This is a genomic window from Rhizobium sp. SG_E_25_P2, from assembly GCF_029892285.1.
In the GTDB taxonomy this organism is placed as follows: Bacteria; Pseudomonadota; Alphaproteobacteria; order Rhizobiales; family Rhizobiaceae; genus Rhizobium_E.
On sequence record NZ_JARXVM010000001.1, the window covers coordinates 395,714 to 416,930 of the forward strand.

At 62.7% G+C, this 21,217-nt stretch carries 18 protein-coding genes and 1 pseudogene; 8 read left to right on the forward strand and 11 right to left on the reverse strand.

The window, feature by feature from the left end; all coding sequences use genetic code 11:
- Positions 1-157 precede the first annotated feature (157 nt).
- Positions 158-2,872: a DNA mismatch repair protein MutS gene (gene mutS / locus M2360_RS01805; RefSeq protein WP_280772653.1), complete on the reverse strand. Its 2,715-nt coding sequence runs from the start codon at positions 2,870-2,872 to the stop codon at positions 158-160.
- Between the two features lie 135 nt (positions 2,873-3,007).
- Between mutS and M2360_RS01810 the strand changes: the two genes are divergently transcribed.
- Positions 3,008-5,293 (forward strand): NADP-dependent malic enzyme, encoded by a 2,286-nt coding sequence (locus M2360_RS01810; RefSeq protein ID WP_280772654.1) that lies wholly within the window; start codon positions 3,008-3,010, stop codon positions 5,291-5,293.
- Here the strand turns inward: M2360_RS01810 and M2360_RS01815 are convergent.
- From M2360_RS01815 to M2360_RS01840, 6 genes are all read right to left on the reverse strand, one after another.
- On the reverse strand, positions 5,275-6,201 hold the full coding sequence (locus M2360_RS01815) for a LysR substrate-binding domain-containing protein (RefSeq protein WP_280772655.1): 927 nt from the start codon (positions 6,199-6,201) through the stop codon (positions 5,275-5,277). The genes M2360_RS01810 and M2360_RS01815 overlap by 19 nt on opposite strands.
- Before the next feature lie 384 nt (positions 6,202-6,585).
- Entirely contained in the window at positions 6,586-7,464 is an 879-nt protein-coding gene (locus M2360_RS01820; RefSeq protein WP_280772656.1) for a GNAT family N-acetyltransferase, read from the reverse strand.
- A 96-nt stretch (positions 7,465-7,560) separates the two neighbouring features.
- The gene (locus M2360_RS01825; RefSeq protein ID WP_280772657.1) at positions 7,561-9,819 is read right to left on the reverse strand and encodes an ATP-binding protein; all 2,259 of its coding nucleotides are present in this window, start codon (positions 9,817-9,819) and stop codon (positions 7,561-7,563) included.
- A 138-nt stretch (positions 9,820-9,957) separates the two neighbouring features.
- Positions 9,958-10,458 (reverse strand): signal peptidase II, encoded by a 501-nt coding sequence (lspA, locus tag M2360_RS01830; RefSeq protein ID WP_280772658.1) that lies wholly within the window; start codon positions 10,456-10,458, stop codon positions 9,958-9,960.
- A 1-nt stretch (position 10,459) separates the two neighbouring features.
- Entirely contained in the window at positions 10,460-11,311 is an 852-nt protein-coding gene (locus M2360_RS01835) for an RNA methyltransferase (RefSeq protein ID WP_280772659.1), read from the reverse strand.
- Positions 11,308-12,414 carry a class I SAM-dependent rRNA methyltransferase gene (locus M2360_RS01840; RefSeq protein ID WP_280772661.1) on the reverse strand — a complete coding sequence of 369 codons (1,107 nt, stop codon included), beginning with the start codon at positions 12,412-12,414 and terminating at the stop codon, positions 11,308-11,310. The genes M2360_RS01835 and M2360_RS01840 overlap by 4 nt, the downstream gene beginning before the upstream one ends.
- A 116-nt stretch (positions 12,415-12,530) precedes the next feature.
- Here M2360_RS01840 and M2360_RS01845 point away from each other — a divergent pair, with 116 nt between their 5' ends.
- Positions 12,531-13,004: a carbon monoxide dehydrogenase subunit G gene (locus M2360_RS01845; RefSeq protein WP_280772662.1), complete on the forward strand. Its 474-nt coding sequence runs from the start codon at positions 12,531-12,533 to the stop codon at positions 13,002-13,004.
- A 25-nt stretch (positions 13,005-13,029) separates the two neighbouring features.
- Here the strand turns inward: M2360_RS01845 and M2360_RS01850 are convergent, their stop codons facing one another.
- From M2360_RS01850 to sppA, 3 genes are all read right to left on the reverse strand, one after another.
- Positions 13,030-13,371 carry a DUF1049 domain-containing protein gene (locus M2360_RS01850; protein ID WP_280772663.1) on the reverse strand — a complete coding sequence of 114 codons (342 nt, stop codon included), beginning with the start codon at positions 13,369-13,371 and terminating at the stop codon, positions 13,030-13,032.
- 114 nt (positions 13,372-13,485) lie between these two features.
- Complete coding sequence (locus M2360_RS01855; RefSeq protein ID WP_280772664.1) at positions 13,486-13,794, reverse strand: integration host factor subunit beta; 309 nt, start codon at positions 13,792-13,794, stop codon at positions 13,486-13,488.
- Between the two features lie 35 nt (positions 13,795-13,829).
- Entirely contained in the window at positions 13,830-14,792 is a 963-nt protein-coding gene (sppA, locus tag M2360_RS01860; RefSeq protein ID WP_280772665.1) for a signal peptide peptidase SppA, read from the reverse strand.
- Between the two features lie 175 nt (positions 14,793-14,967).
- Between sppA and lptC the strand changes: the two genes are divergently transcribed.
- The 6 genes and pseudogenes from lptC to ptsN all read left to right on the forward strand — a co-directional run bounded on the left by lptC (position 14,968) and on the right by ptsN (position 20,219).
- Positions 14,968-15,633, forward strand: coding sequence for an LPS export ABC transporter periplasmic protein LptC (gene lptC, locus M2360_RS01865; protein WP_280772666.1), 666 nt, complete (start codon positions 14,968-14,970; stop codon positions 15,631-15,633).
- A 4-nt stretch (positions 15,634-15,637) separates the two neighbouring features.
- Positions 15,638-16,174 carry an LptA/OstA family protein gene (locus tag M2360_RS01870; RefSeq protein WP_280772667.1) on the forward strand — a complete coding sequence of 179 codons (537 nt, stop codon included), beginning with the start codon at positions 15,638-15,640 and terminating at the stop codon, positions 16,172-16,174.
- Between the two features lie 88 nt (positions 16,175-16,262).
- Positions 16,263-16,991 (forward strand): annotated as a pseudogene (gene lptB / locus M2360_RS01875) (LPS export ABC transporter ATP-binding protein); the annotation flags it as partial.
- Positions 16,992-17,189: 198 nt separating this feature from the next.
- Positions 17,190-18,734, forward strand: a complete 1,545-nt coding sequence (gene rpoN, locus M2360_RS01880; protein ID WP_280772668.1) for an RNA polymerase factor sigma-54 — start codon at positions 17,190-17,192, stop codon at positions 18,732-18,734.
- 364 nt (positions 18,735-19,098) lie between these two features.
- Positions 19,099-19,683 (forward strand): ribosome-associated translation inhibitor RaiA, encoded by a 585-nt coding sequence (gene raiA / locus M2360_RS01885; protein ID WP_280772669.1) that lies wholly within the window; start codon positions 19,099-19,101, stop codon positions 19,681-19,683.
- 71 nt (positions 19,684-19,754) lie between these two features.
- A complete protein-coding gene (gene ptsN / locus M2360_RS01890) occupies positions 19,755-20,219 on the forward strand; it encodes a PTS IIA-like nitrogen regulatory protein PtsN (protein ID WP_280772670.1) in 465 nt (154 codons plus the stop codon).
- Positions 20,220-20,232: 13 nt separating this feature from the next.
- Here the strand turns inward: ptsN and M2360_RS01895 are convergent, their stop codons facing one another.
- Positions 20,233-21,177 carry an AEC family transporter gene (locus tag M2360_RS01895; RefSeq protein ID WP_280772671.1) on the reverse strand — a complete coding sequence of 315 codons (945 nt, stop codon included), beginning with the start codon at positions 21,175-21,177 and terminating at the stop codon, positions 20,233-20,235.
- Between the last annotated feature and the right edge of the window lie 40 nt (positions 21,178-21,217).

The window sequence follows — 21,217 nt, forward strand, 5'->3', positions numbered from 1 at the left end:
CCGCCGAATGCGGGGCGCGATGAGCGTCATACTAACACTAAACAAACGAGGCGTTCTTCGCGCCCCGGCCGAGCCCGCATGGGCGAAGCGAGAAAATCATGCGGAACTCTGGGCGTGATGACGCGGCGGAGCGATTTGGCGCGTCCGCCGCTTGCCCTCACCCCAACTGCTTCTTCAGCGCATAAAGCGCCTCCAGCGCCTCGCGCGGGCTCATGTCATCGGGATTGAGCGCCTTCAGCGCCGCCTCGACTTCAGAGGCCTTTTGCGCCTTGGGCTCATCACGCCTGACAGCCGCCTGAAACAGCGGCAGGTCATCGATCAGCGTGGTCGCCGGGTTCTTGCGGTCGGCGTCTTCGAGGATAGTCAGCACGTCGCGGGCCCGCGCCACCACCGAATCGGGAAGACCGGCGAGACGCGCCACCTGGATGCCATAGGAGCGGTCGGCGGCGCCGGGGCCAACTTCATGCAGGAACACCACGTCGCCATGCCATTCCTTGACGCGCATGGTGACATTGGCGAGACGGGCGAGCTTTTCCGACAGCACGGTCATTTCGTGGAAATGGGTGGCGAACAGCGAACGGCAGCGATTGACCTCGTGCAGATGCTCGACCGCCGCCCAGGCGATCGACAACCCGTCAAAGGTCGAGGTGCCCCGGCCGATTTCATCGAGGATCACCAGCGAGCGCGGCGTCGCCTGATTGAGGATCGCCGCCGTCTCGACCATTTCCACCATGAAGGTGGAGCGGCCGCGCGCCAGATCGTCGGACGCCCCGACGCGGGAAAACAGCCGGTCGACCACGCCGATGCGCGCCTCCTCGGCCGGCACATAGGAGCCCATCTGGGCCAAAATGGCGATCAGGGCATTCTGGCGCAAGAAGGTCGATTTACCGCCCATATTCGGGCCGGTCAGCAGCCAGACGCCGCCATTCTTCTCGCCGGCAAGCGGCGAGAGATCACAGTGATTGGCGACGAAAGGCGACCCTTGCGCCTTCTTCAGCGCCTGCTCGACCACCGGGTGGCGGCCGCCGCGAATGCAGAAATCGAGCGTATCGTCGACATGCGGCCGGCAATAGGCCTGCTCGTCGGCGAGCGTCGCCAGGCTTGCGGAGACATCGAGGACCGACAGAGCATTGGCCGCAGCCTTGATCACTTCGGCGGCGTCCACCACCGCCTTGACCATGCGATCATAGGCGGCAAGCTCGATCGAAAGCGCCTTCTCCGCCGCGTTGGCGATACGGCTTTCGAGATCGGAAAGCTCGATCGTGGTGAAGCGCATGGCGCTGGCCGTGGTCTGGCGATGAATGAAGCGGGCGCGGCGCTCGGGCGTCTCGGTCAGCGCGCCTGAGGTGCCCGAGGTCAGTTCGATGAAATAGCCGAGGACATTGTTATGCTTGATCTTCAGCGACTTGACGCCGGTCTCCTCGGAATAGGAGGCCTGCAGTCCCGCGATCACCCGGCGCGACTGGTCGCGGAGTTCGCGGAGTTCGTCGAGTTCGGGGATGGCGCCATCGCGCAGGAAGCCGCCGTCGCGTTTCAACAGCGGCAGGTCTTCAGCCAGCAGGCCGGCGAGAAGATCCTCAAGCGCGAAAGGCACGCCGCCAAGAGCTGCGACAGCCTGCATGAGTTCCGCCGGCAGCGCCCGTCCGGAAAGATGCGCGGCGGCGCCCCGCGCTGCGGCGAGGCCTGCGAGAATGGCGGCGAGATCGCGCGGGCCGCCGCGATCGAGCGCCAGCCGCGACAGAGCGCGCGGCATGTCGGGCGCGCGCCTCAATTCCGTGCGGAGCTCGTCGCGCAGCCGCGCCTCGTCGAGGAAGAAGCCAACCGCGTCAAGCCGCCCATTGATGATGTCGGGCTTGGTCAAGGGCGACATCAGCCGTTCGGTCAGAAGGCGCGCGCCCCCGCCGGTTACCGTGCGGTCGATGGCTTTGACCAGCGATCCCTCGCGAGAACCGGAAAGGGTGCGGGCAAGCTCGAGATTGGCGCGGGTGGCGGGATCGATGAACAGGGTGGAGGCGGTGCTTTCGCGCTCGGGCCGGCCGAGCGGCGGGCGTTCAGCGATCTGGGTCTTCTCCACATAGGCGATGGCCGCAGCGCCAGCAGCGAGCTCGGCGCGAGTAAAGCCGCCGAAGCCATCGAGCGTGCCGACAGCGAAATAGCGGGTGATGCGGGTCTCCGCCGTTGCGCTGTCGAACAGCACCGAAGGCTGCGGGCTGACGACGCGGCCGAGCACGTCGAACACGCCGCGCAGATCGACATCGTGGAACAGCTGGTCCGAAACGATCAGCTCCTTGGGGTCGATGCGCAGGATATCGGCCAGAAGACGCTGCAGCTCGCTCTCCGTGACGCGGAAGACGCCGGTGGAAATATCGATCCAGGCCAGCGCATAAACAGGCCTGTCGCCGCCCTTGATGCGGGCAAGCGCCATCAGGTAATTGCTGTCGCCGGGATTGAGAAGTTTCTCCTCGGTGATCGTGCCGGGCGTGACCAGCCGCACCACGTCGCGGCGCACCACCGATTTCGCCCCACGCTTCCTGGCTTCGGCGGGATCCTCGATCTGCTCGCAGACGGCGACGCGATAGCCGAAGCCGATCAGCTTCTGCAGATAATCATCGGCGGCATGCACCGGCACGCCGCACATCGGAATGTCCTGGCCGAGATGCTGGCCGCGCCGCGTCAGCGTGATGCCGAGCGCGCGGGAGGCTTCGAGCGCGTCCTCGAAGAACAGCTCGTAGAAATCGCCCATGCGATAAAACAGCAGGCTGTCTGGATTGGCGGCCTTGATCTCGATGAACTGTTCCATCATCGGCGTGGCGGAAAGGCGGCTTTCCTCCGACGCCAGCTGGGCGACCGTGAGCGCGTCGGTAATCGTCATGCTGTTCTTTTTGACAAAGTTGGTCTGTTGTTCAATAAAGCTTTTGTCAAAGACTCTAGACGGATTGAGAACAAAGACAATAAGCGGCGCCGGCAAAACGGAACGCGCCCACAGAAGCCTTGAGGGAGGAACTTCATGCCATCCGAGACAAAGCGCGACCGGACTCTGCCCACCGTCACCCGGCAGGAGGCGCTGGATTTCCATTCCATGGGCCGACCCGGCAAGCTGGAGATCACACCGACCAAGCCGATGGCGACGCAGCGCGATCTTTCGCTGGCCTATTCACCGGGCGTCGCGGAACCCGTCAAGGCGATCGCCGAAGATCCCGCCACGGCTTATGACTATACGGCGCGCGGCAATATGGTGGCGGTGATCTCCAATGGCACCGCCATTCTCGGCCTCGGCAATCTCGGCGCGCTCGCCTCCAAGCCGGTGATGGAAGGCAAGGCGGTGCTGTTCAAGCGCTTTGCCGACGTCGATTCCATCGATCTCGAGATCGACACCGAGAATGTCGACGAATTCATCAATTGCGTGCGCTTCCTCGGCCCCTCCTTCGGCGGCATCAATCTCGAGGACATCAAGGCGCCGGACTGTTTCGTCATCGAAAGCCGGCTGCGCGAAATGATGGACATTCCGGTTTTTCATGACGACCAGCACGGAACCGCCATTATCGCCGCCGCCGGCCTGATCAATGCGCTGGATCTGACGGGCCGCGACCTTAAGACCACCAGGCTGGTCTGCAATGGCGCGGGCGCCGCGGCCATCGCCTGCATCGAGCTGATCAAGGCCATCGGCTTCAATCCCGCCAATATCATCCTTTGCGACACCAAGGGCGTGGTCTATCAGGGCCGCACCGAAGGCATGAACCAGTGGAAATCGGCGCATGCGGTGAAGACCGACAAGCGCACGCTGATCGAAGCGATGGACGGCGCCGATGTCGTGCTCGGCCTGTCGGCCAAGGGCGCGTTTTCGGCCGAGATGATCCGCTCCCTGGCCGACAAGCCCATCATTTTCGCCATGGCCAATCCGGATCCGGAAATCACCCCGGAAGAGGTCGCCCGCATTCGCGACGACGCGATCATGGCCACGGGCCGGTCGGACTATCCCAACCAGGTCAACAATGTGCTGGGCTTTCCCTATATCTTCCGCGGCGCGCTCGATGTGCGCGCCTCGACCATCAACGAAGCGATGAAGATCGCCGCCGTGCGCGCGCTCGCCAATCTCGCCAAGGAAGACGTGCCGGATGACGTGGCCGCCGCCTATCAGGGCAACCGGCCGCGCTTCGGCGCCAATTACATCATTCCCGTGCCGTTTGATCCCCGGCTGATCTCATCGATCCCGGTGGCGGTGGCGCAGGCGGCGATGGACACCGGCGTGGCGCGCAAGCCGATCGCTGACCTCGACGCCTATGCGCGGTCGCTCAACAGCCGACGCGACCCAATCGCCTCGACGCTGCAGCAGATCTATGAGCGCGTGCGCCGCCATCCCAAGCGGGTGGTGTTCGCCGAGGCCGAGGAAGAGCAGGTGATGCGGGCGGCCATCGCTTACGTCAACCAGCGGCTCGGCACCGCCATTCTGCTCGGCCGCGACGATGTGATCCTGGCGAATGCCGAACGCGCCGGCATCGATCTCGCCCGGCCCGGCATCGAACTCATCAACGCCCGCACATCCACCCGCCGCGAGGTCTATGTCGACTATCTCTATGCACGGCTGCAGCGGAAGGGCTACCTGCATCGCGACGCCCAGCGGCTGATCAACACCGACCGCAACCATTTCGCCGCCTGCATGGTGGCGCTCGGCGACGCCGATGGCATGGTGACGGGGATGACGCGCAATTATTCGACCGCGCTGGAAGACGTCAGGCGCTGCATAGACGCCAAGCCTGGCCATCGCGTCATCGGCGCGTCCTTGGCGCTGTGCAAGGGCCGCAACGTGCTGGTGGCCGACACCGCCGTCCATGACATGCCGTCTTCAGAGGAACTGGCCGATATCGCCGAGGAAGCGGCCGGCCTCGCCCGCCGGCTGGGTTACGAGCCGCGCGTCGCCATGCTCGCTTATTCCACCTTTGGCCATCCCGAAGGCGAACGTTCGGAACGGCTGCGCGAGGCGGTCAAGATTCTGGAAAAGCGTCGCGTCGATTTCGAATTCGACGGCGAGATGGCCGCCGATGTCGCGCTCAATCCGAAGCTGATGGAGCAGTACCCGTTCTGCCGTCTCTCCGGCCCGGCCAATGTGCTGGTGATGCCCGCCTTCCACTCGGCCTCGATCGCGACGAAGATGCTGCAGGAACTCGGCGGCTCGACGGTGATCGGCCCATTGCTCGTCGGTCTCGACAAATCGGTGCAGATCGTCTCGATGGGCGCGAAAGACACCGATATCGTCAATATGGCGGCGATCGCCGCCTACAACGCCGGCTCCTGACGGCCAATGGCGGCGTCGAGCGCCGCCATGCTGTCGGCGAGTTCGCCCTTGAGCCAGGCCTTGAAGGCCTTGGCCTTGGCGGTTTCGCGCCCGCCTTTCGCGGTCACGATATAATGGGCGAAACCGGTGCGGGCGCGGATGGGAAAGGGGACACACAGGCAGCCGCCGAGAATGGCGTCGACAGTAAGCGTCTGCCAGCCCAGCATCACGCCCTGACCTGAAATCACCGCGTCCAGGCAGAGCGAGGCTTCGCTGAGCCGGTGGCGTGGGGTGATAGCCTCGCCGTGGAGATCTGCGGCGTTCAGCCAGATGTCCCAGCCGAACATGGCCTGGCTGTCGATCACGGCGGGCAGAGCTAGGATATCGCGCGGCTCTGTGAGGTGGGTTGTGAGCGCGGGAGCGGCGACGGGAAAGATCTCCTGCTCCAAGAGCAATTCGGCCTCGACGCCGGGCCAGTCGCCACGTCCGACGCGGATGGCGAGATCGATATCGGAGGCTGAGGGATCAACCAGCCGGCTGGTGGCGTCGATGCGGATATCGATCTCGGGATGCAGACGGAAAAAGCCGTCGAGCCGGCGCACTAACCAGCGAGCGGCAAACACGGGAGCGACGGAAATCGTCAGCGTGCGATCGTCATCGCCGCGCACAGAGGCCACCGCTTGAGACAGAAGACCGAACCCTTGCGTGAGTTTCGGCAGAGCGACGCGGCCCGCCTCGGTGAGCGCGAGCCCCTTGGGACGACGCTCGAAGATCTGTTTGCCGAGCTGCGCCTCGGCCTTGGCGAGCTGCTGGCTGATCGCGCCGGGCGTCACGCCCAACTCATCAGCTGCCGCCTGCAGCGTTCCGGCGCGACCCACCGCTTCGAGCGCGCGCAGGCCGTTGAGATGGACGAGGTTGAGGTTTCTCATTTAGAAAACCTATAGTGACAGCTTGAAGAGCTGCATTGAAGCTTAGACTGAGAAGGAGAATATCTAAATCATCACGTCAATGCCAGATGGAGGACGACAGGATGATGGACATCAAGCAAAATAGGCGGATGACCTTGGCGAGCGCCATGTGGAGGGTGCTTTCGAACGCTGCGGCGTGGCTCAAGGAGAGCGACGCGACGGAGGAAGATCCCTTCCTTGATCCGGTTTTTCGCAGCATGAGCCCGCGCGAGCTTGCCGACCTCCCGCTTACGAGATGGCCGGCCGAAAAAGAAGCCTCCCCGGCGCAGACGCCGGAGAGGCTGAAGAAAATGCCGGAGCGAACGGCCAGTTCGGCCCCGGGCCTACCGAAGGATGGGTGGATGTTCAGCAGGCAAAACGCTGGGCGTCGGCCCCGTAGTAATTAAGATAACGGGTGGAAATGCTCTCGACCGGCAGCACGATCAGCACATCCGTGGTGCCGAAGGCGTGATCGACCACCGCGCCATCGCCAACCATGGCGCCGAGACGCAGGTAACCCTTGATCAGCGGCGGCATGGCCATCAGCGCCCGCTTGGCGTTGACGGCTTCCGGCGGCATCAGGTCCATATCGCGGTGATGCTGCGGCAGGGCGCGAACGGACCATTCGTCCTTGGCGAGATTGTTGTGATGCAGGAAAGACAGGGCCAGCGCATGCAGTTCGGGATAGCGTCCCGGAAACGAGCCGCAGCCGAACATGACCTCGAGGCCATGCTTCAGCGCATAGGCCCAGTTGCCCTGCCAGAGCAGTTCGACGGTGCGCTTGGTGCGGTAGGCGGGCAGCACGCAGGAACGGCCGAGCTCCATGAACTTCTTGCCGGGATGGCGAGCAAGGAACGGAGCGATTTCGAATTCGGAGGCCGAGTAGAAGCCGCCATTGGCGAAAGCGACGTCATGACGGAGAATGCGATAGGTCGCGACGATCTGCTCGTGGCTCTGGCCGTCGATACCGGTGTCGAGCACGATCAGGTGGTCGCAGATCTCGTCGAACGCGTCGATGTCGCGGCCCAGCCGCATGGCCTGCGGCGGCAATTGGGCGCCCATTTCCTCGACGAAAATCCTGTAGCGGATGGTCTGCGCCGCCTCGATCTCCCGGCGGGACACCGCAAGGCGGGTCTCAAGCGCGCCGATGCGGCCAAGCGCCGGCTCGCGGGCTGAATACAGCGAGGACGAAGGGTCGAGCGGCGGCGCGATGTCGGAATTGATCTGTAAGAGCTCCGCAGTCATGGCATGCATCCTTCACGTCAAGATGCAGCTCTATAACCATATGTGTGAGACAATATGATGACGTGTATCCGCCTCGCCGCATGGCGGCGAGACACGCTAGACCGCGATCTCCAAGGCCGGTTTTCCCAGAAGCCGCAGGATCGCGCCATTGAGAATATCGGGATCGGCCGGCTTCAACAGAACGAGATCGGCGCCGCGCAGGAGAAGCTCCCTGCGGGTGGCGTCGGAGGCGTCGGCGGTGAGCACGATAACGGGCGTCACCGGCAAACCCTCTGCAGCCTCGGTGTCGCGCAAGCGGGCGATGAAATCCAGGCAGACGCCATCGGACATGTGATGGTCGGTCAGGATGAGATCGGGCTTCTTTTCTAAAAACGCCGCATCCAGCTTGTTGAACGTATCCGCCAGACGGGCGCGATGGCCGGCCTTTTCGAGAATGGCCTGGCAAATCATCGCATTGACCGGATCATCCTCGCCGATCAGGATTGAGAAGCCGGAGCCAGCCCCCGGACGCGCCGCAGCTTGCTCGTCCTCTTGCGCCTCGGCCGCGAGAACGGGGAAATCGTCATTGGCGGCGTCGCGGGCTTCCAGGCCCTTCAGCCGGCCGGTGAGCACGTCGATCAGCGACTGTTCACGCAGCGGACGAATCAGCCAGCCGTCATAGGCGCCGCCGGACATCTGGGCGGGACGCGATTCGGGATTGACGAGATAGACGCGCTTGGCGCCGGCCAACCGTGGATCGCGGCAGAGGCCCGCAGTGAATTCGGCGTCCAGGCGGTGGTCGACGATGATGCCGGTGAATTTTTCGCGCATGGTCAACAGCGTTTCGGCGTCGATGATCGCGGAGGCGGCATGGGTTTCGGCGCCCAGGCCCTGCAGTGTTTCGGCCAGCGCCCTTGCGGCAGGGCCGACTGGCGCGAGCAGCAGGATACGTCCGCCAGCGAGTTCGCGGCCGCTGCGCATGGGCCGCGTCTCCATATCGGCGGGCATGCGGATGGTGAACACGCTGCCTTGACCGAGCTCGCTTTCAACCGTCACCCCACCGCCCATTTCGGCCATGATGCGCGCAGAGATCGCCAGGCCCAAACCGACGCCGCCTTCGCGGGCGCGGCTCAGATCGCCCTGTTCGAAAGCGTCGAAGATCCGCTTCATCTCGCCTTCGTTCATGCCGGGGCCGGTGTCGCGCACCGTGACGACCAGATGGCCCGCCTCGACGCCCACCGAAACGACGACGCCGCCCTGTTCGGTGAATTTCACGGCGTTGCCGACGACATTGTAGATCACCTGCTTGAGGCGCGCCGGATCGATGGTCAGGATCTCCGGCAGATCCGGCGCCATGACGGCGCCGATCTCCACGCCCTTTTCATGGGCGCGGCTCGACAGAAGCTCGACGATGCTTTCGACCAGCGGGCGAATGGGCTCGGCGCGCGGCCGCAGCCGGAACCTGCCAGCCTCGACCGTGGAAAAATCAAGCAGATCCTCGACCAATTGGGCGAGCGCCACACCGGAAGAACGAATGCCGGCGAGGTAATTGGCCTGCGCCGGCGTCAGTTCGGTATCGGACAGCAACTGGCCCATGCCGAGCAGGCCGCTCAGCGGCGTGCGGATTTCATGGCTGACGGTCGCAATCAGTTGCGATTTCAGCTGGCTTTCCTCCTCTGCCCGCGCCCGGGCCTGCTCCCGGCTTTCGGCGTCGAAGCGTTCGGAGGTGACGTCGCGGGCGATGCTCTGGACGACCATGTCGCCCATCACCGGATCGCGGGTGACGATGTCGTGCCAGAGATAAGTGCGCAGACCATCGCGCGTGCGGAAGCTCACGTCATAGCAATGCTTGATCTTGCCCGGCTCGAACCGGATGCCGAGACTTTCGCAGGTCCGGCCCTCGGGCGTCTCGCAACCGCTGACGCGGCGAAAGGTGTTGTTGGCGGACAGAATCACGCCCTTCAGGCTGCGGCAGACGGTGATGTCGCCGAGCGCATCGTGGATCGCGCCCATGAGCACGCCGGCGGCAAGGCGGCTGTCGCCCTGGCTGGTGGAAAGCTCGTCGGCGACCTGCGTCGTTTGGGCGGCGGTTGCGGGCGATTGCGTCCGCTGCTGCGGCGAATTGCGCGCGGAGGAACGCAGGAACAGGCTGCCAATCGCGACAGCAGCGAGAAATCCGCCCATCGCCAGCAGGCCGACCTCAAGACCGGATGACAGCGCCAGCGCCGCAGCCACCAGCGCGCTGCCGGCGATCCAATATTTCATCGAGCCCGGCCCCTCCATATCAGTGGAGGCCAAAAGCTCATCCGGATCGGGCTCTAGCGGCGGCGAGAAGTCCCGCCGCGACGGGTCTCTGACGGGATAACGCAAGTCCATAGGCTCCTCCTTCAGGCGAGGAGCCTCGGCCAGGAATTCCATCGCGAGGCGATGTTGGAGTTTTTGCGGTTCGCTCATGACACATGGGCTAACACGCATCCGCTTTCAAAAGCCTTGCGGGTTATTCTTAAGGCGCAGTTAATTCCCGTTCCGGGACGCTTTTGGCTGAAAAAAGATCTCCCAGACGCCGACGCAAGCGGCGCCCACCGAGATCAGCGCATCCGCCAGGTTGAAGACGGCGAAGGACCATGTCTCAGTATGAAACAGCACATAGTCGATGACATGGCCATAAACGAATCGATCGATGATATTGCCGATGGCGCCGGCGACGATCATCGCAAAGCCGAGATTGAGCAGGAAGGCCCGCCGATCGGCGCCGCGCCACCACCAGAGCACCACGCCAATGATGACGAAGCGCATGACGACGATCACCCATCCGTCCATGTCCGACAGGAAGGAAAAGGCGACGCCCTCGTTCCAGGTGCGATAGAGCGCCAGAAACGGAATGACCGGCAGGGCTTCATGCAGCGGCAGATAAAGCTCCACCAGCGCCTTGATCAGCTGATCGAGCGCGACAGCAACGAGGATGAACGGCAGGAAGGCGCGCGGCCGCGCCAAGAGGCTGGCTTTCTCCTCCATATCAGGCGTCCAGTTCGAGCAGATGACGGCGCGCCTCAAACAGCATAACGGCGGTGGCGCAGGCGAGATTGAGCGAATCGGCCTTGCCCTGCTGGGGGATCTTGACCCTGACATCGGCGGCTTCCGCCAGTTCGTCGGGAATACCGGACTGTTCATTGCCCATCAGCAGCACCACGGGGCGCGCCTTGTAATCGGCGCGGCGATAGTCGATCGCGCCCTTGAGATGGGTGGCGATCAGGCTCGCGCCCGAGGTCTTGCGCCATTTGAGAAAATCGGCCTGACTGGCGCGAGCCACGGGCATGGTGAAGATCGAACCCATGGTGGCGCGCACGGTTTCCAGCCCATAGGGGTCGGTGGTCTCGCCGACCAGGATCACGCCAGAGGCGCCGGCGGCATCGGCGGTGCGGATGATGGTGCCGAGATTGCCGGGATCGCGAACGCGATCGAGCGCTACCCAGGTCTCCCCGGCCTTGGGCTTGATGGCGGAAAGGGAGGTCCAGCGGGCGTGGAAAATGCCAACCACCATCTGCGGATTGTCGCGGCGGGTGACGGAGGACAAGACTTTTTCGCTGACTTCGAGCACGAGGCCGCCGGCGGCGACTGCGCGCGAGGCGGCTTTTTCGACCAGGGGCTTGTCCTTGGCGGATTTGGCGAAAATCAGCGTGTCGATCTTCCAGCCGGTCTCCAGCGCGTCGAGAACCAGTTTCAGCCCCTCGGCCATGAACAGGCCGCCGGCTTCGCGGTTCTTCTTCTGGCTGAGCGCCTTGATGTCCTTGATGATGGGATTGGCGAGCGAAGTGATTTCCTTCACCTGCCCGGGACGGCGCGGGCCGTCGTCATGGCGTTCGGTCATGGTCTGGTCCAACGGCTGAAGAGCGAGGTGGAGAGCGCGCGGGCGGCTTGTCCGGGTTCGGTCGGCGTTTCGCGAATGATGAGTTCGCCTGATTCCACCAGCCCGCCCATGCCGCGCATGGTCTCCATCATCAGTTCATGCATGGAATAAAAGCTCGCCCGGATCGAATAGGCCGTCAACACCAGGCCGATCGGCTTGGGCGACAGGAGATCCCGGCAGATGTCGAGCATCACAGGCAGATGGTCGAAAAGCTGCCAGACTTCGCCATCGGGGCCGCGGCCGAATTTCGGCGGATCAGTGAGGATGATGTCGTATGTGTTGCCGCGCCGGCGCTCGCGCTCGATGAACTTCATCGCATCGTCGAGGATCCAGCGGATTGGCTTGTCGGTCATGCGCGCCAGCTGCTGGTTTTCCTTGCCCCAGCCGATGGCTTTTTTGGAGGCGTCGACATGGGTCACCTCAGCGCCGGCGGAGGCGGCGATCAGCGAGGCGACGCCGGTATAGCCGAACAGGTTGAGCACCTTGGCCTTGCCGCCGCGCCTGATGACCTCGTCGCGCATCCAGCTCCAATGGACGATCTGTTCGGGGAAAACGCCAGTATGGCGAAACGAGGTGAAGCGGCCGAAGAAATCGACGCCGAGCAATTGCATCGGCCAGGTTTCGCCGATCGCCCGGCGCGGAAAGCGCCAGCGGCCCATGCCTTCCTCGTCAGTGTCGCCGGTGAAAACCGCGTCGGCCTTGTCCCAATGCGCGTCGCTCAGCGATTTCGGCCAGAGCGCCTGCGCTTCCGGCCTGACAACGGTAATATCGCCATAACGTTCGAGCTTGAGGCCTGCGCCGCTATCAAGCAGGCGATAGCCGTCTTCGCCCGATGTTTCCAGAATGAGCGGCGCGCGCTCGGCTGGCCTTTCGCCCTCGCGCAGGACAAGCTGCGGCTGCGGCTGCGATACGGGCTTGGCCTCGCGCTTTTCCCGCGGGACTTCTCGGACCGTCTCGTTGCGCGCCGGGCGAGCATGCTCTGGGCGTCCGCCCGGTTTTGCGGCGCGCGAGGGAGCGCGATCAGCGGATGCTCGGGGGCCGCGGGGCGGATTCTTGCTCTTCACTCTCTGCCTTTTCTCAATTCTGCGACAAGCGGGTGGAATAGCATCCTTGCGCCTCTTGGCAAAGATGTTTGAGGACTGCATTAAGTGCAACAAAAACCCGCATGGAGGAGAGCCGCATGGATCTGACTGGAGAAGAACGCATTCCCGCACGCCGTGAAGCCGTCTGGGCGGCGCTGAACGATCCGGATATTCTCTGCAAGTGCATACCGGGTTGCCAAAGCCTGGAGAGCACCGGCGAAAACCAGATGGCGGCCGTGAGCAAGCTGAAGATCGGTCCGGTGTCGGCGACCTTCAAGGGCACGGTGACGCTCAGCAATATCGTCGCGCCGGAAAGCTACACGATCACCGGCGAAGGTTCGGGCGGCATCGCCGGTTTCGCCAAGGGCGGCGCCGATGTGAAATTGACCGAGGATGGCGATCACACCGTCCTGACCTATTCGGTCAACGCCAAAATCGGCGGCAAGCTGGCCATGCTGGGTTCACGCCTGATCGATTCCTCGTCCAAGAAACTCGCGGAGAAGTTTTTCCGCAAACTCAAAAAGGCGGTGACCAACCAGGCGATCACCGACGACGAGGAGGACGAAGGCTGATAGCGGCGATTGCCCGGCATCAGCCTCAACGAGAGGCGGAAATCAGTTTCTGCGTGGTGAGATCTTCGATGCGTCCACGCTGGCGATCCGCCTCCTCACGCCATTTGCGGGCTTCGAAAGCCTCGTCGCGGGCCCGCTTGCGATGACGCCCCTGGGCAAACCATGTGGCGAAGGAGCCGATCACGACGCCGACCATGACGGCGATCAGCAAGAAAATGAAAAACGGCAGCGTCAGCGACAGCGTCTGGTCGGCCGGCTCGAACGGATTGAGCGCGAGCGTCGCGGCATGCCGGTTGGCGACCGCAAGCAGGATCAGCACCAGAGCGACGGGGATCAAAATTACCAGTTTCAGGATGCGCATGATCATCCGGCCAGTCTCCTTCACGCTTTACCGCGCCTTGAGCGCGCGGCACCATAAATCCCGCTGGCCCGCAAGATCAAGCCGCGACGGCGCCGCAGGGCGCGGGAAGGCCGATGAAGATCAATCGTCGTCGTCTTCCTGGTCGGCCAGGTCGGGATTGAGGCGCTCGCGCAACTCCTTGCCGGTCTTGAAGAACGGCACCCATTTTTCCTCGACGAAAACAGCATCGCCAGTCCGCGGATTGCGACCCGAGCGCGACGGACGGTTCTTGACCGAGAATGCGCCAAAGCCGCGCAATTCGACGCGATTGCCACCGGCCAGCGCATCGGTGATTTCGTCAAGCACCGCATTGACGATGTTTTCCACATCGCGGTGGTACAGGTGCGGATTCTTCGCAGCGACAATCTGCACGAGTTCGGACTTGATCACGGACGCCCCCTCTGACGGACTTTGAATTTTCCCTATTATTTCTGATCAAACTGCCAAACCGATACAAGACCGTCAAGCAACATCTTGTCATTGCTCAGCTTCCCGAAGGATTTGAGCTCAAGCGCCCAATCGAGACCGACCATGCCCAGCAGTTGGCGCGCCATGGCCCCGACGCCGAACAACGACGTTTCTTTCCTTGCGGTCCATTCGACGATCGGCAGATCGACGGCGACTTTCTTCGCCTCGAAGAAATCTCGAATCTCCGCTTCGCCGCCCAATGCGTCGACCAGCTTGGCCTGCTTCGCCTGGCGACCGGTGAAAATGCGTCCGTCGGCGAGTTTCAGCGTCTCCTCGCGGCTCAACTTGCGCCGTTCGGACACCAATGTAGCGAACCAATCGAAAGAGTCCATCACCGTGCCGCGAATGGCCGCGAGCGATTCGGGCGGCGGGGCATGGAAGGGCGACGGCTCGGCTTTGAGCGGCGCCGACTTGATTTCCTCCAGCGAAACGCCGAGTTTGTCGAGCAGCGGCTTGATCTGGCCGTACTGGAAAATCACGCCGATCGAGCCGGTCAGGGAGGTCTCGCCCGCAACGATATGGTCGCCGGCGATCGCGATCATATAAGCGGCGGAGGCGGCGAGCGTGCGAATATCGGTAACGACAGGCTTCTTGGCGGCGACGCGGCGGATGGCTTTGTAGATGACCTCGCCGCCATAGGTTGTGCCGCCGGGCGAATTCAGCGAGACGATCAATCCCTTGACCGCATCATTTTCGGCGATGGCGTCCAATCGTTCGATCAGTTCAAGATCATCGGTGATCACGCCGCCGATCGACACACGGGCGATATGGGCGCGACCGGTGGGAGCCGCGCCATCTTCTTCCTGCCAGACAGTCCAGGCAAAGCCCAGCAAGAGCGCCAGGAACAGAAAAGCGAAGATGCGCCAGCGGCCAAGCTTGCGGCGGAGGCTCCGCCTTTCCAGGATCTGCGACGCGTCCATCAGTCTTCCTCCATCATTGATGTCGTCCTGACATAAATGCGCCGGCGCGGCAAGGAAACCGCAACGCGGCCATTTAAGCCGCTTTGATCAAAGTTTTTCATTGCCGGAGGCTTGATTGTAATTTTAAGGCCAGCCGCCTATGTGATAAGGCTGATATGACCCATTCAGGAATTTCATGAAGATTCGCTCCACATTCGACGCGCCGTTTGCGGACCCGCAGCTTGCCTATCGGCGGGCGCTGTCGCATTCCGGACGCGTGAAGCGGCTGAAAATCCTGCTGCCGGCGTTGGCGGTGGCCATTTCACTCGCCTTCATCGCGGTGTCCTGGGTGCGGGCGATCTTCCCGGATAATCTCACCATTGGCGGCGCGCGGATCGAAAACGGCCGGGTGGTGATGGAGAAACCTGCGATCTCGGGCCGCAACGACGAGGGCATCAGTTATTTCATGAATGCGGCGCGCGCCTTGCAGTCGATCGCCAATCCCTCCGATATCGCGCTCGAGACAATCGAGGCGGCAGTGCCGATCCGCAGCGACCTGATCGCGCGGGTGACGGCGACGGCGGCGAACTTCGACCGGGACACGGACCGTCTTGACATGACCGCGCCCTTCGTGGTGACGCTTTCTTCAGGCATCACGGCTAACTTCAAGTCAGCGCATCTCGACGTGCATGCCGGAATTCTCGCGTCCAAGGAACCGGTGACGGTAACCGCCAAGGAATCGACCCTGGTTGCGAACAGCATGAATATAACCGATAAAGGCCGGGTGATCGGGTTTTCGGGTAATGTCCGACTGACCCTCAATCCAGCCGCGTTTCGTTCCAAAGAAAACCAAGGACAATGATCCGATGAGATTGGCCCGCACTCTTGCAAGTCTGTCCTTCCTGGCGGTTCTGGCCGCGATCTCGTCGGGCGCTTACGCGCAAACGGCTGAGAAAAAGGGCTTCGCGCTGTCCAACAACAAACCGATCCAGATCGAGAGCGACAATCTCGAACTGCGCGAGCAGGAAAAGCGGGCGCTGTTTAACGGCAATGTCAAGGTGGTGCAGGGCGAGATGACGCTGACCGCGAACCACATGATCGTCCATTACAAGGGCCAGGGCGGCTCACTGGCGGCCGGCGGCGGCGATATCGACCGCATCGAGGTGGACGGCAATGTGTCGATCGTCTCGGGCACGCAGAGCGCGCGCGGCGACAAGGGCGATTTCGACATGCGTTCGGAAGTGCTGACGCTGTCGGGGAAACAGGTGGTGCTGGTGGACAGCGGCAATGTGCTGACCGGCTGCAAGCTCACAGTCCAGATGAAGAGCGGCCAAGCGAACATGGGCAATTGCGGCGGCCGCGTGAAGATCCTCATCGATACGCAATCCAACAAGTCCAATTGATCCGGTTGCCGTTTTGAAAATCCCGTTTCTCACCAAGGCGCGGCCCGTCGCCATCGAGGCCGAGCCGGACGATCTCTCGGCGCGCGAACGCTATCGCGGCACGCTGATCGTGCGCGGCATAACCAAAGCCTATCGCGCCCGCCGCGTCGTCAATGGCGTGTCGATGGTCGTGCGCCGCGGCGAAGCCGTGGGCCTGCTCGGCCCCAACGGCGCCGGCAAGACCACCTGCTTCTACATGATTACCGGACTGGTGCCTGTCGACCAGGGTCGCATCGAGATCGACGGCAATGACGTCACCTGGATGCCGATGTATCAGCGCGCCCGGCTGGGCGTGGGATACCTGCCGCAGGAGGCCTCGATCTTCAGAGGCCTGACCGTGGAGCAGAACCTGCGCGCGGTGGTCGAGATCCACACCAAGGACAAGGCCGCCCGCGAGGAGAAGCTCAACTCTCTGCTCGGAGAATTCGGCATCACCCATCTCAGGGAGTCGCCGGCGGTGGCGTTGTCGGGCGGCGAGCGGCGGCGGCTGGAAATCGCTCGCGCACTGGCGACCGATCCGTCCTTCATGCTGCTCGACGAACCTTTCGCGGGCGTCGATCCGATTTCGGTGGCCGACATCCAGAATCTCGTCCGACACCTGACAGCCCGCGGCATCGGCGTGCTGATTACCGACCACAATGTCCGCGAGACGCTGGGGCTGATCGACCGCGCCTATATCATCCATGCCGGCGAAGTGCTGACCCATGGCCGCGCCTCGGAAATCGTCAGCAATCCGGATGTGCGCCGATTGTATCTCGGCGACAATTTCAGCCTCTGAGCGGAGAGATGAAAAATCAGGCTGCGGCAGCGCCTGTGTCCGCCCGTCGCGAACAATTTGCATAATTTCGCGTCTGGAGCCTTCCGTCTCTTGACCCGGAAGAATTTCTAAGCAATTTTTGGGCCAGTTCGTCATCGTTTGCATCAAACTGCCACTGTCCCGCTTGGTCGGGGACGAACAGGGAGTATAGCGTAAGCCATGGCCTTGTCTGCAAGCCTCCTGTTGCGACAGACCCAATCGCTGGTGATGACACCCCAGCTGATGCAGTCCATCCAGCTTCTGCAAATGAATTTTCTGGAACTGAACAATTTCATCGCCCAGGAAGTCGAAAAAAACCCGCTGCTGGAGCTGGCGACCCCGGCTAACGCTGACCAGGGCGATTTCGAGCCGCAAGGCTTTGACGGAGCCGATGGCGGCAGGCCCCCTGACCGCGGCGACCGCAGCGACGACGCGCCGCTTCAGCCCAGCCGGGCGGAGAGACTGTCCGAGGCCCTGGACACCGGCGTGGAAAACGTCTTCCAGGACGATGCCGGCCCCCGCAAGGCCGATGCGCCGGAATTGCTGCAGCAATGGAAGTCGATGCCCGGCGGCGCCGGCGAAAGCAGCGAAGCCTATGATCTCGACGATTTCGTCGCGGGACAGGTGACGCTGAAGGATCATCTCGAGCGCCAGATCCCCTTTACGATCACGACGGCCACCGAACGGCTGATCGCCCGGCACCTGACCGACATGCTGGACGAAAACGGCTATATCGGCCTTGAGGCCAGCGAACTGGCGGAACGGCTCAAGGCGCGGCCGGAAGATGTGGCGGCTGTTCTGGCGAAACTTCAGGAGCTCGATCCTCCGGGCGTCTATGCCCGTTCGCTCGCGGAATGCCTGGCGATCCAGCTCCGGCTCAAGAACCGGCTCGATCCCGCCATGCAGGCGCTGCTGGCCAATCTCGAGCTTCTCGCCCGGCGCGACTTTTCCTCGCTCAAGAAGATCTGCGGCGTCGACGAGGAAGACCTGCTCGACATGCTGGCGGAAATCCGCGCGCTCGATCCAAAGCCGGGCAGCAGCTTTGAAAGCGCGCCATCGGAATCGATCATTCCCGACGTGATCGTGAAAGCGGCGCCCGATGGCGGATGGACCGTGGAGATCAATCCCGACACGCTGCCGCGCGTGCTGGTCAACCAAACCTATTACGAAAAGGTCGTGGGCTCCGTGGCCCGGCAATCGGCCGACCACGCCTTTCTCAACGAATGCCTGCAGAACGCCAACTGGCTGACGCGCAGCCTCGACCAGCGCGCCAAGACCATCATGAAGGTCTCAACCGAAATTGTGAGGCAGCAGGACGCGTTTTTCGCCCAGGGCATCGCTCATCTCAGGCCATTGAACCTGAAAACAGTGGCGGAAGCGATCAAGATGCATGAATCGACGGTCAGCCGAGTCACGTCGAACAAATATATGCTGACCCCGCGCGGCCTGTTCGAACTCAAATACTTCTTCACCGTCTCGCTCGGCTCCAACGAGGGCGGCGACGCTCACTCGGCAGAGTCGGTGCGCCACCGGATCAAGGCGATGATTCTGGAGGAAACCGCCGACAAGATCCTCTCGGATGACGACATCGTCGAGGCCTTGGCCGGCGCCGGCATCGAAATCGCCCGCAGGACCGTGGCGAAATATCGCGAAGCCATGAACCTGCCCTCCTCGGTGCAACGCAGACGGGAGAAGAGAGCGATGGCCAAAGCCGTCCCAGCCTGAAGACAGCTGATTTTCCAGCAGACGCCGACAATCTCTATTTGTATGATTTATCGCCTATACACAGCCTGCCGACGCAGCGCCGCTTGACTTCACCACAAGCGAGCGTTAGAGCCCGCGCCCAATCGGAGCAAAAACGCGCGTTCGAAACTCCTTAAGCACGCCGCGAGAAAAGCTTGGATGGCGGACCGGCTTGGAATAGACTGACCCGAATGGTTTGCCGAAGCAGAACAGGCGCCCGCCCGCCCACATGGCGCGGAGCCACCGGTTCTAGCAACGGCGAAGGCCTCACGGGAACAGAGGTCCCTCCCGGAAAGGTCGTGACCATGCGGACTTCGGAAACGAAAGTGCAGGAAGGGAAAACACCATGAGTGTGCGTGTGACCGGCAAGCAAATGGATATTGGCGATGCGTTCCGCACCCGTATCACGGGGGCGATCAACGACGGCGTGACCAAGTATTTTGACGGAGGCTTTTCCAGTCAGGTGACTGTGACCAAGACCGGATCCCGTTTCAACGCCGACTGCCGTGTCCACCTCGATTCAGGCGCGGACCTGCATGCCGCCGGCGACGCCAACGACCCGCAACTCGCCTTCGATTCGGCGCTGGAAAAAGTCGAGAAGCGCCTGCGCCGCTACAAGCGCCGGCTGCGCGACCACCACATCGGCGGCGACTCGCGGCTGCATATGGAAGTGGCCTATTCGGTGATCGACGCCCCGTTCGAGGACGATGACGACGAACAGGAAGTGTCGGAAGATTTCGCCCCGGTGATCGTGGCGGAAACCACCAAGAAGCTGTCGACCATGTCGGTGGCCAACGCCGTGATGGCGCTTGATATGACCGATGAACCCGTTGTGATGTTCCGCAAACCGGGATCGGAAGAGTTAAACATTGTATATCGCCGCAACGATGGCAATATTGGCTGGATTGATTCTGCCAGTATCAAGGGTTGATCCCGCGATAGAGACCACGCGGGTCGGCCGAGGCCGACCCGCCGATACCAAGCCGGAAAAGGACAGTGTTTATGGCTTTGGCGGATATCCTGCACCCGGAAGCAATTCTTCCGGGCTTGCGCGTACAGTCCAAGAAGCAGCTCCTCATGGAGCTTGCGACATGCGCCTCCACTCTCACCGGCATTTCCGAGCGGGAAATCTTCGACGTGGTGCTGCAGAGGGAAAAGCTCGGCTCCACGGGCGTCGGCGCAGGCATCGCCATTCCGCATGGCAAGCTGAAATCGATCGACAAGATCACCGGCGTTTTCGCCCGGCTGGAGACGCCTGTCGATTTCGAGGCGCTCGATGACCAGCCGGTTGATCTGGTCTTCATGCTGCTGGCGCCGGAAGGCGCTGGCGCGGATCATCTGAAGGCTCTGTCGCGCATTGCCCGCGTGCTGCGCGACCAGGATCTCGTGGCGCGTCTGAGATCCTCCGACACGGCGCAGGCCCTGCATGCCTGCCTCAACCAGGAACAGACCTCCAACGCCGCTTGACGGCCCCGGGGCGTCACGCCAGCAGAAAAGCCCAGAATGTGACGCTGACCACGCCGAAACCGGTGGTCAGCGTGATGGTGGACGCCGCCAAGGGTTCGCCGGTGCGAAACTGCGAGGCGATCAGCCAGGCATTGACGCCGGTGGGAACGGCGGCGACCAGCACCAGCGCGCGCCGCCATTCGTCGCTCAGCCCGAGCAGGGTTGCAAACAGCAGCACCAGCGCCGGCATGGCGACAAGTTTCAGCAATGTGGCGGTCAACGACAAGGGCAATTGCCCCGCAAAACCGTAGCGGCGCATGGCCATGCCGAGCGCAAGAAGCGCCGCCGGTCCGGCGATCTGGGAAATCTGCTGGATCACGGTTGCCGGCACGCCCTCCAGTCTGACGCCGAGGAGATGCCAGAGACCGCCGCCGATAATGCCGAACACCAGGGGATTGCGCGCGAGATTGCGCCAGAGAGAGGTCAGCAGGCCGATCCAGCCACTTTTCGGCTTGCCCGTGTCGCGCTGCTCCGCCTGCTCGATCAGAAGCGACGAGGCGATCATCATCACCGGCAGATGGATGGCGATGAGAATTGACAGCGCAACCAAGCCTTCCGGCCCGACAATGCGATCGATCAGCGGCAGGCCGACGAACACGGTGTTTGCGAAGGCGGAGGATACGCCCACCACCGTGGCCATGCGATGATTGACCGCAAAGACCGTGATGGCCAGCGCGTAAGCGATGGCCCAGACAATCGCGACGGCCGAAAAATAGGCGATCCAGAGCCGCACCGGAAAGGCGCCGTGGAAATCCGCCTCGGCGATGGTGCGGAACAGCAGCACGGGCACGGCCACCTTGAAGACGAAATTCGACAACGCATCGCCGGCTTCAGCCCTGAGATAGCCGGTCGCCACGGTCAGCCAGCCGGCAAAGATCAGGATGAAGACCGGCAGGACATTTTGCGCGGTGGCGAGCATGGTTCGGGTCTCCTTGAGTTCGCGCCCTGCATATATGCCG

Bases quoted from the DNA above. Each gene is read 5' to 3' on its own strand.
- M2360_RS01825 (WP_280772657.1), bottom strand. From the start codon at position 9,819: ATGGACTTGCGTTATCCCGTCAGAGACCCGTCGCGGCGGGACTTCTCG.
- M2360_RS01815 (WP_280772655.1), bottom strand. From the start codon at position 6,201: ATGAGAAACCTCAACCTCGTCCATCTCAACGGCCTGCGCGCGCTCGAA.
- M2360_RS01820 (WP_280772656.1), bottom strand. From the start codon at position 7,464: ATGACTGCGGAGCTCTTACAGATCAATTCCGACATCGCGCCGCCGCTC.
- lptC (WP_280772666.1), top strand. From the start codon at position 14,968: ATGAAGATTCGCTCCACATTCGACGCGCCGTTTGCGGACCCGCAGCTT.
- mutS (WP_280772653.1), bottom strand. From the start codon at position 2,872: ATGACGATTACCGACGCGCTCACGGTCGCCCAGCTGGCGTCGGAGGAA.
- lspA (WP_280772658.1), bottom strand. From the start codon at position 10,458: ATGGAGGAGAAAGCCAGCCTCTTGGCGCGGCCGCGCGCCTTCCTGCCG.
- sppA (WP_280772665.1), bottom strand. From the start codon at position 14,792: ATGGACGCGTCGCAGATCCTGGAAAGGCGGAGCCTCCGCCGCAAGCTT.
- M2360_RS01810 (WP_280772654.1), top strand. From the start codon at position 3,008: ATGCCATCCGAGACAAAGCGCGACCGGACTCTGCCCACCGTCACCCGG.
- M2360_RS01850 (WP_280772663.1), bottom strand. From the start codon at position 13,371: ATGATCATGCGCATCCTGAAACTGGTAATTTTGATCCCCGTCGCTCTG.
- rpoN (WP_280772668.1), top strand. From the start codon at position 17,190: ATGGCCTTGTCTGCAAGCCTCCTGTTGCGACAGACCCAATCGCTGGTG.
- M2360_RS01870 (WP_280772667.1), top strand. From the start codon at position 15,638: ATGAGATTGGCCCGCACTCTTGCAAGTCTGTCCTTCCTGGCGGTTCTG.
- ptsN (WP_280772670.1), top strand. From the start codon at position 19,755: ATGGCTTTGGCGGATATCCTGCACCCGGAAGCAATTCTTCCGGGCTTG.
- raiA (WP_280772669.1), top strand. From the start codon at position 19,099: ATGAGTGTGCGTGTGACCGGCAAGCAAATGGATATTGGCGATGCGTTC.
- M2360_RS01845 (WP_280772662.1), top strand. From the start codon at position 12,531: ATGGATCTGACTGGAGAAGAACGCATTCCCGCACGCCGTGAAGCCGTC.
- M2360_RS01895 (WP_280772671.1), bottom strand. From the start codon at position 21,177: ATGCTCGCCACCGCGCAAAATGTCCTGCCGGTCTTCATCCTGATCTTT.
- M2360_RS01835 (WP_280772659.1), bottom strand. From the start codon at position 11,311: ATGACCGAACGCCATGACGACGGCCCGCGCCGTCCCGGGCAGGTGAAG.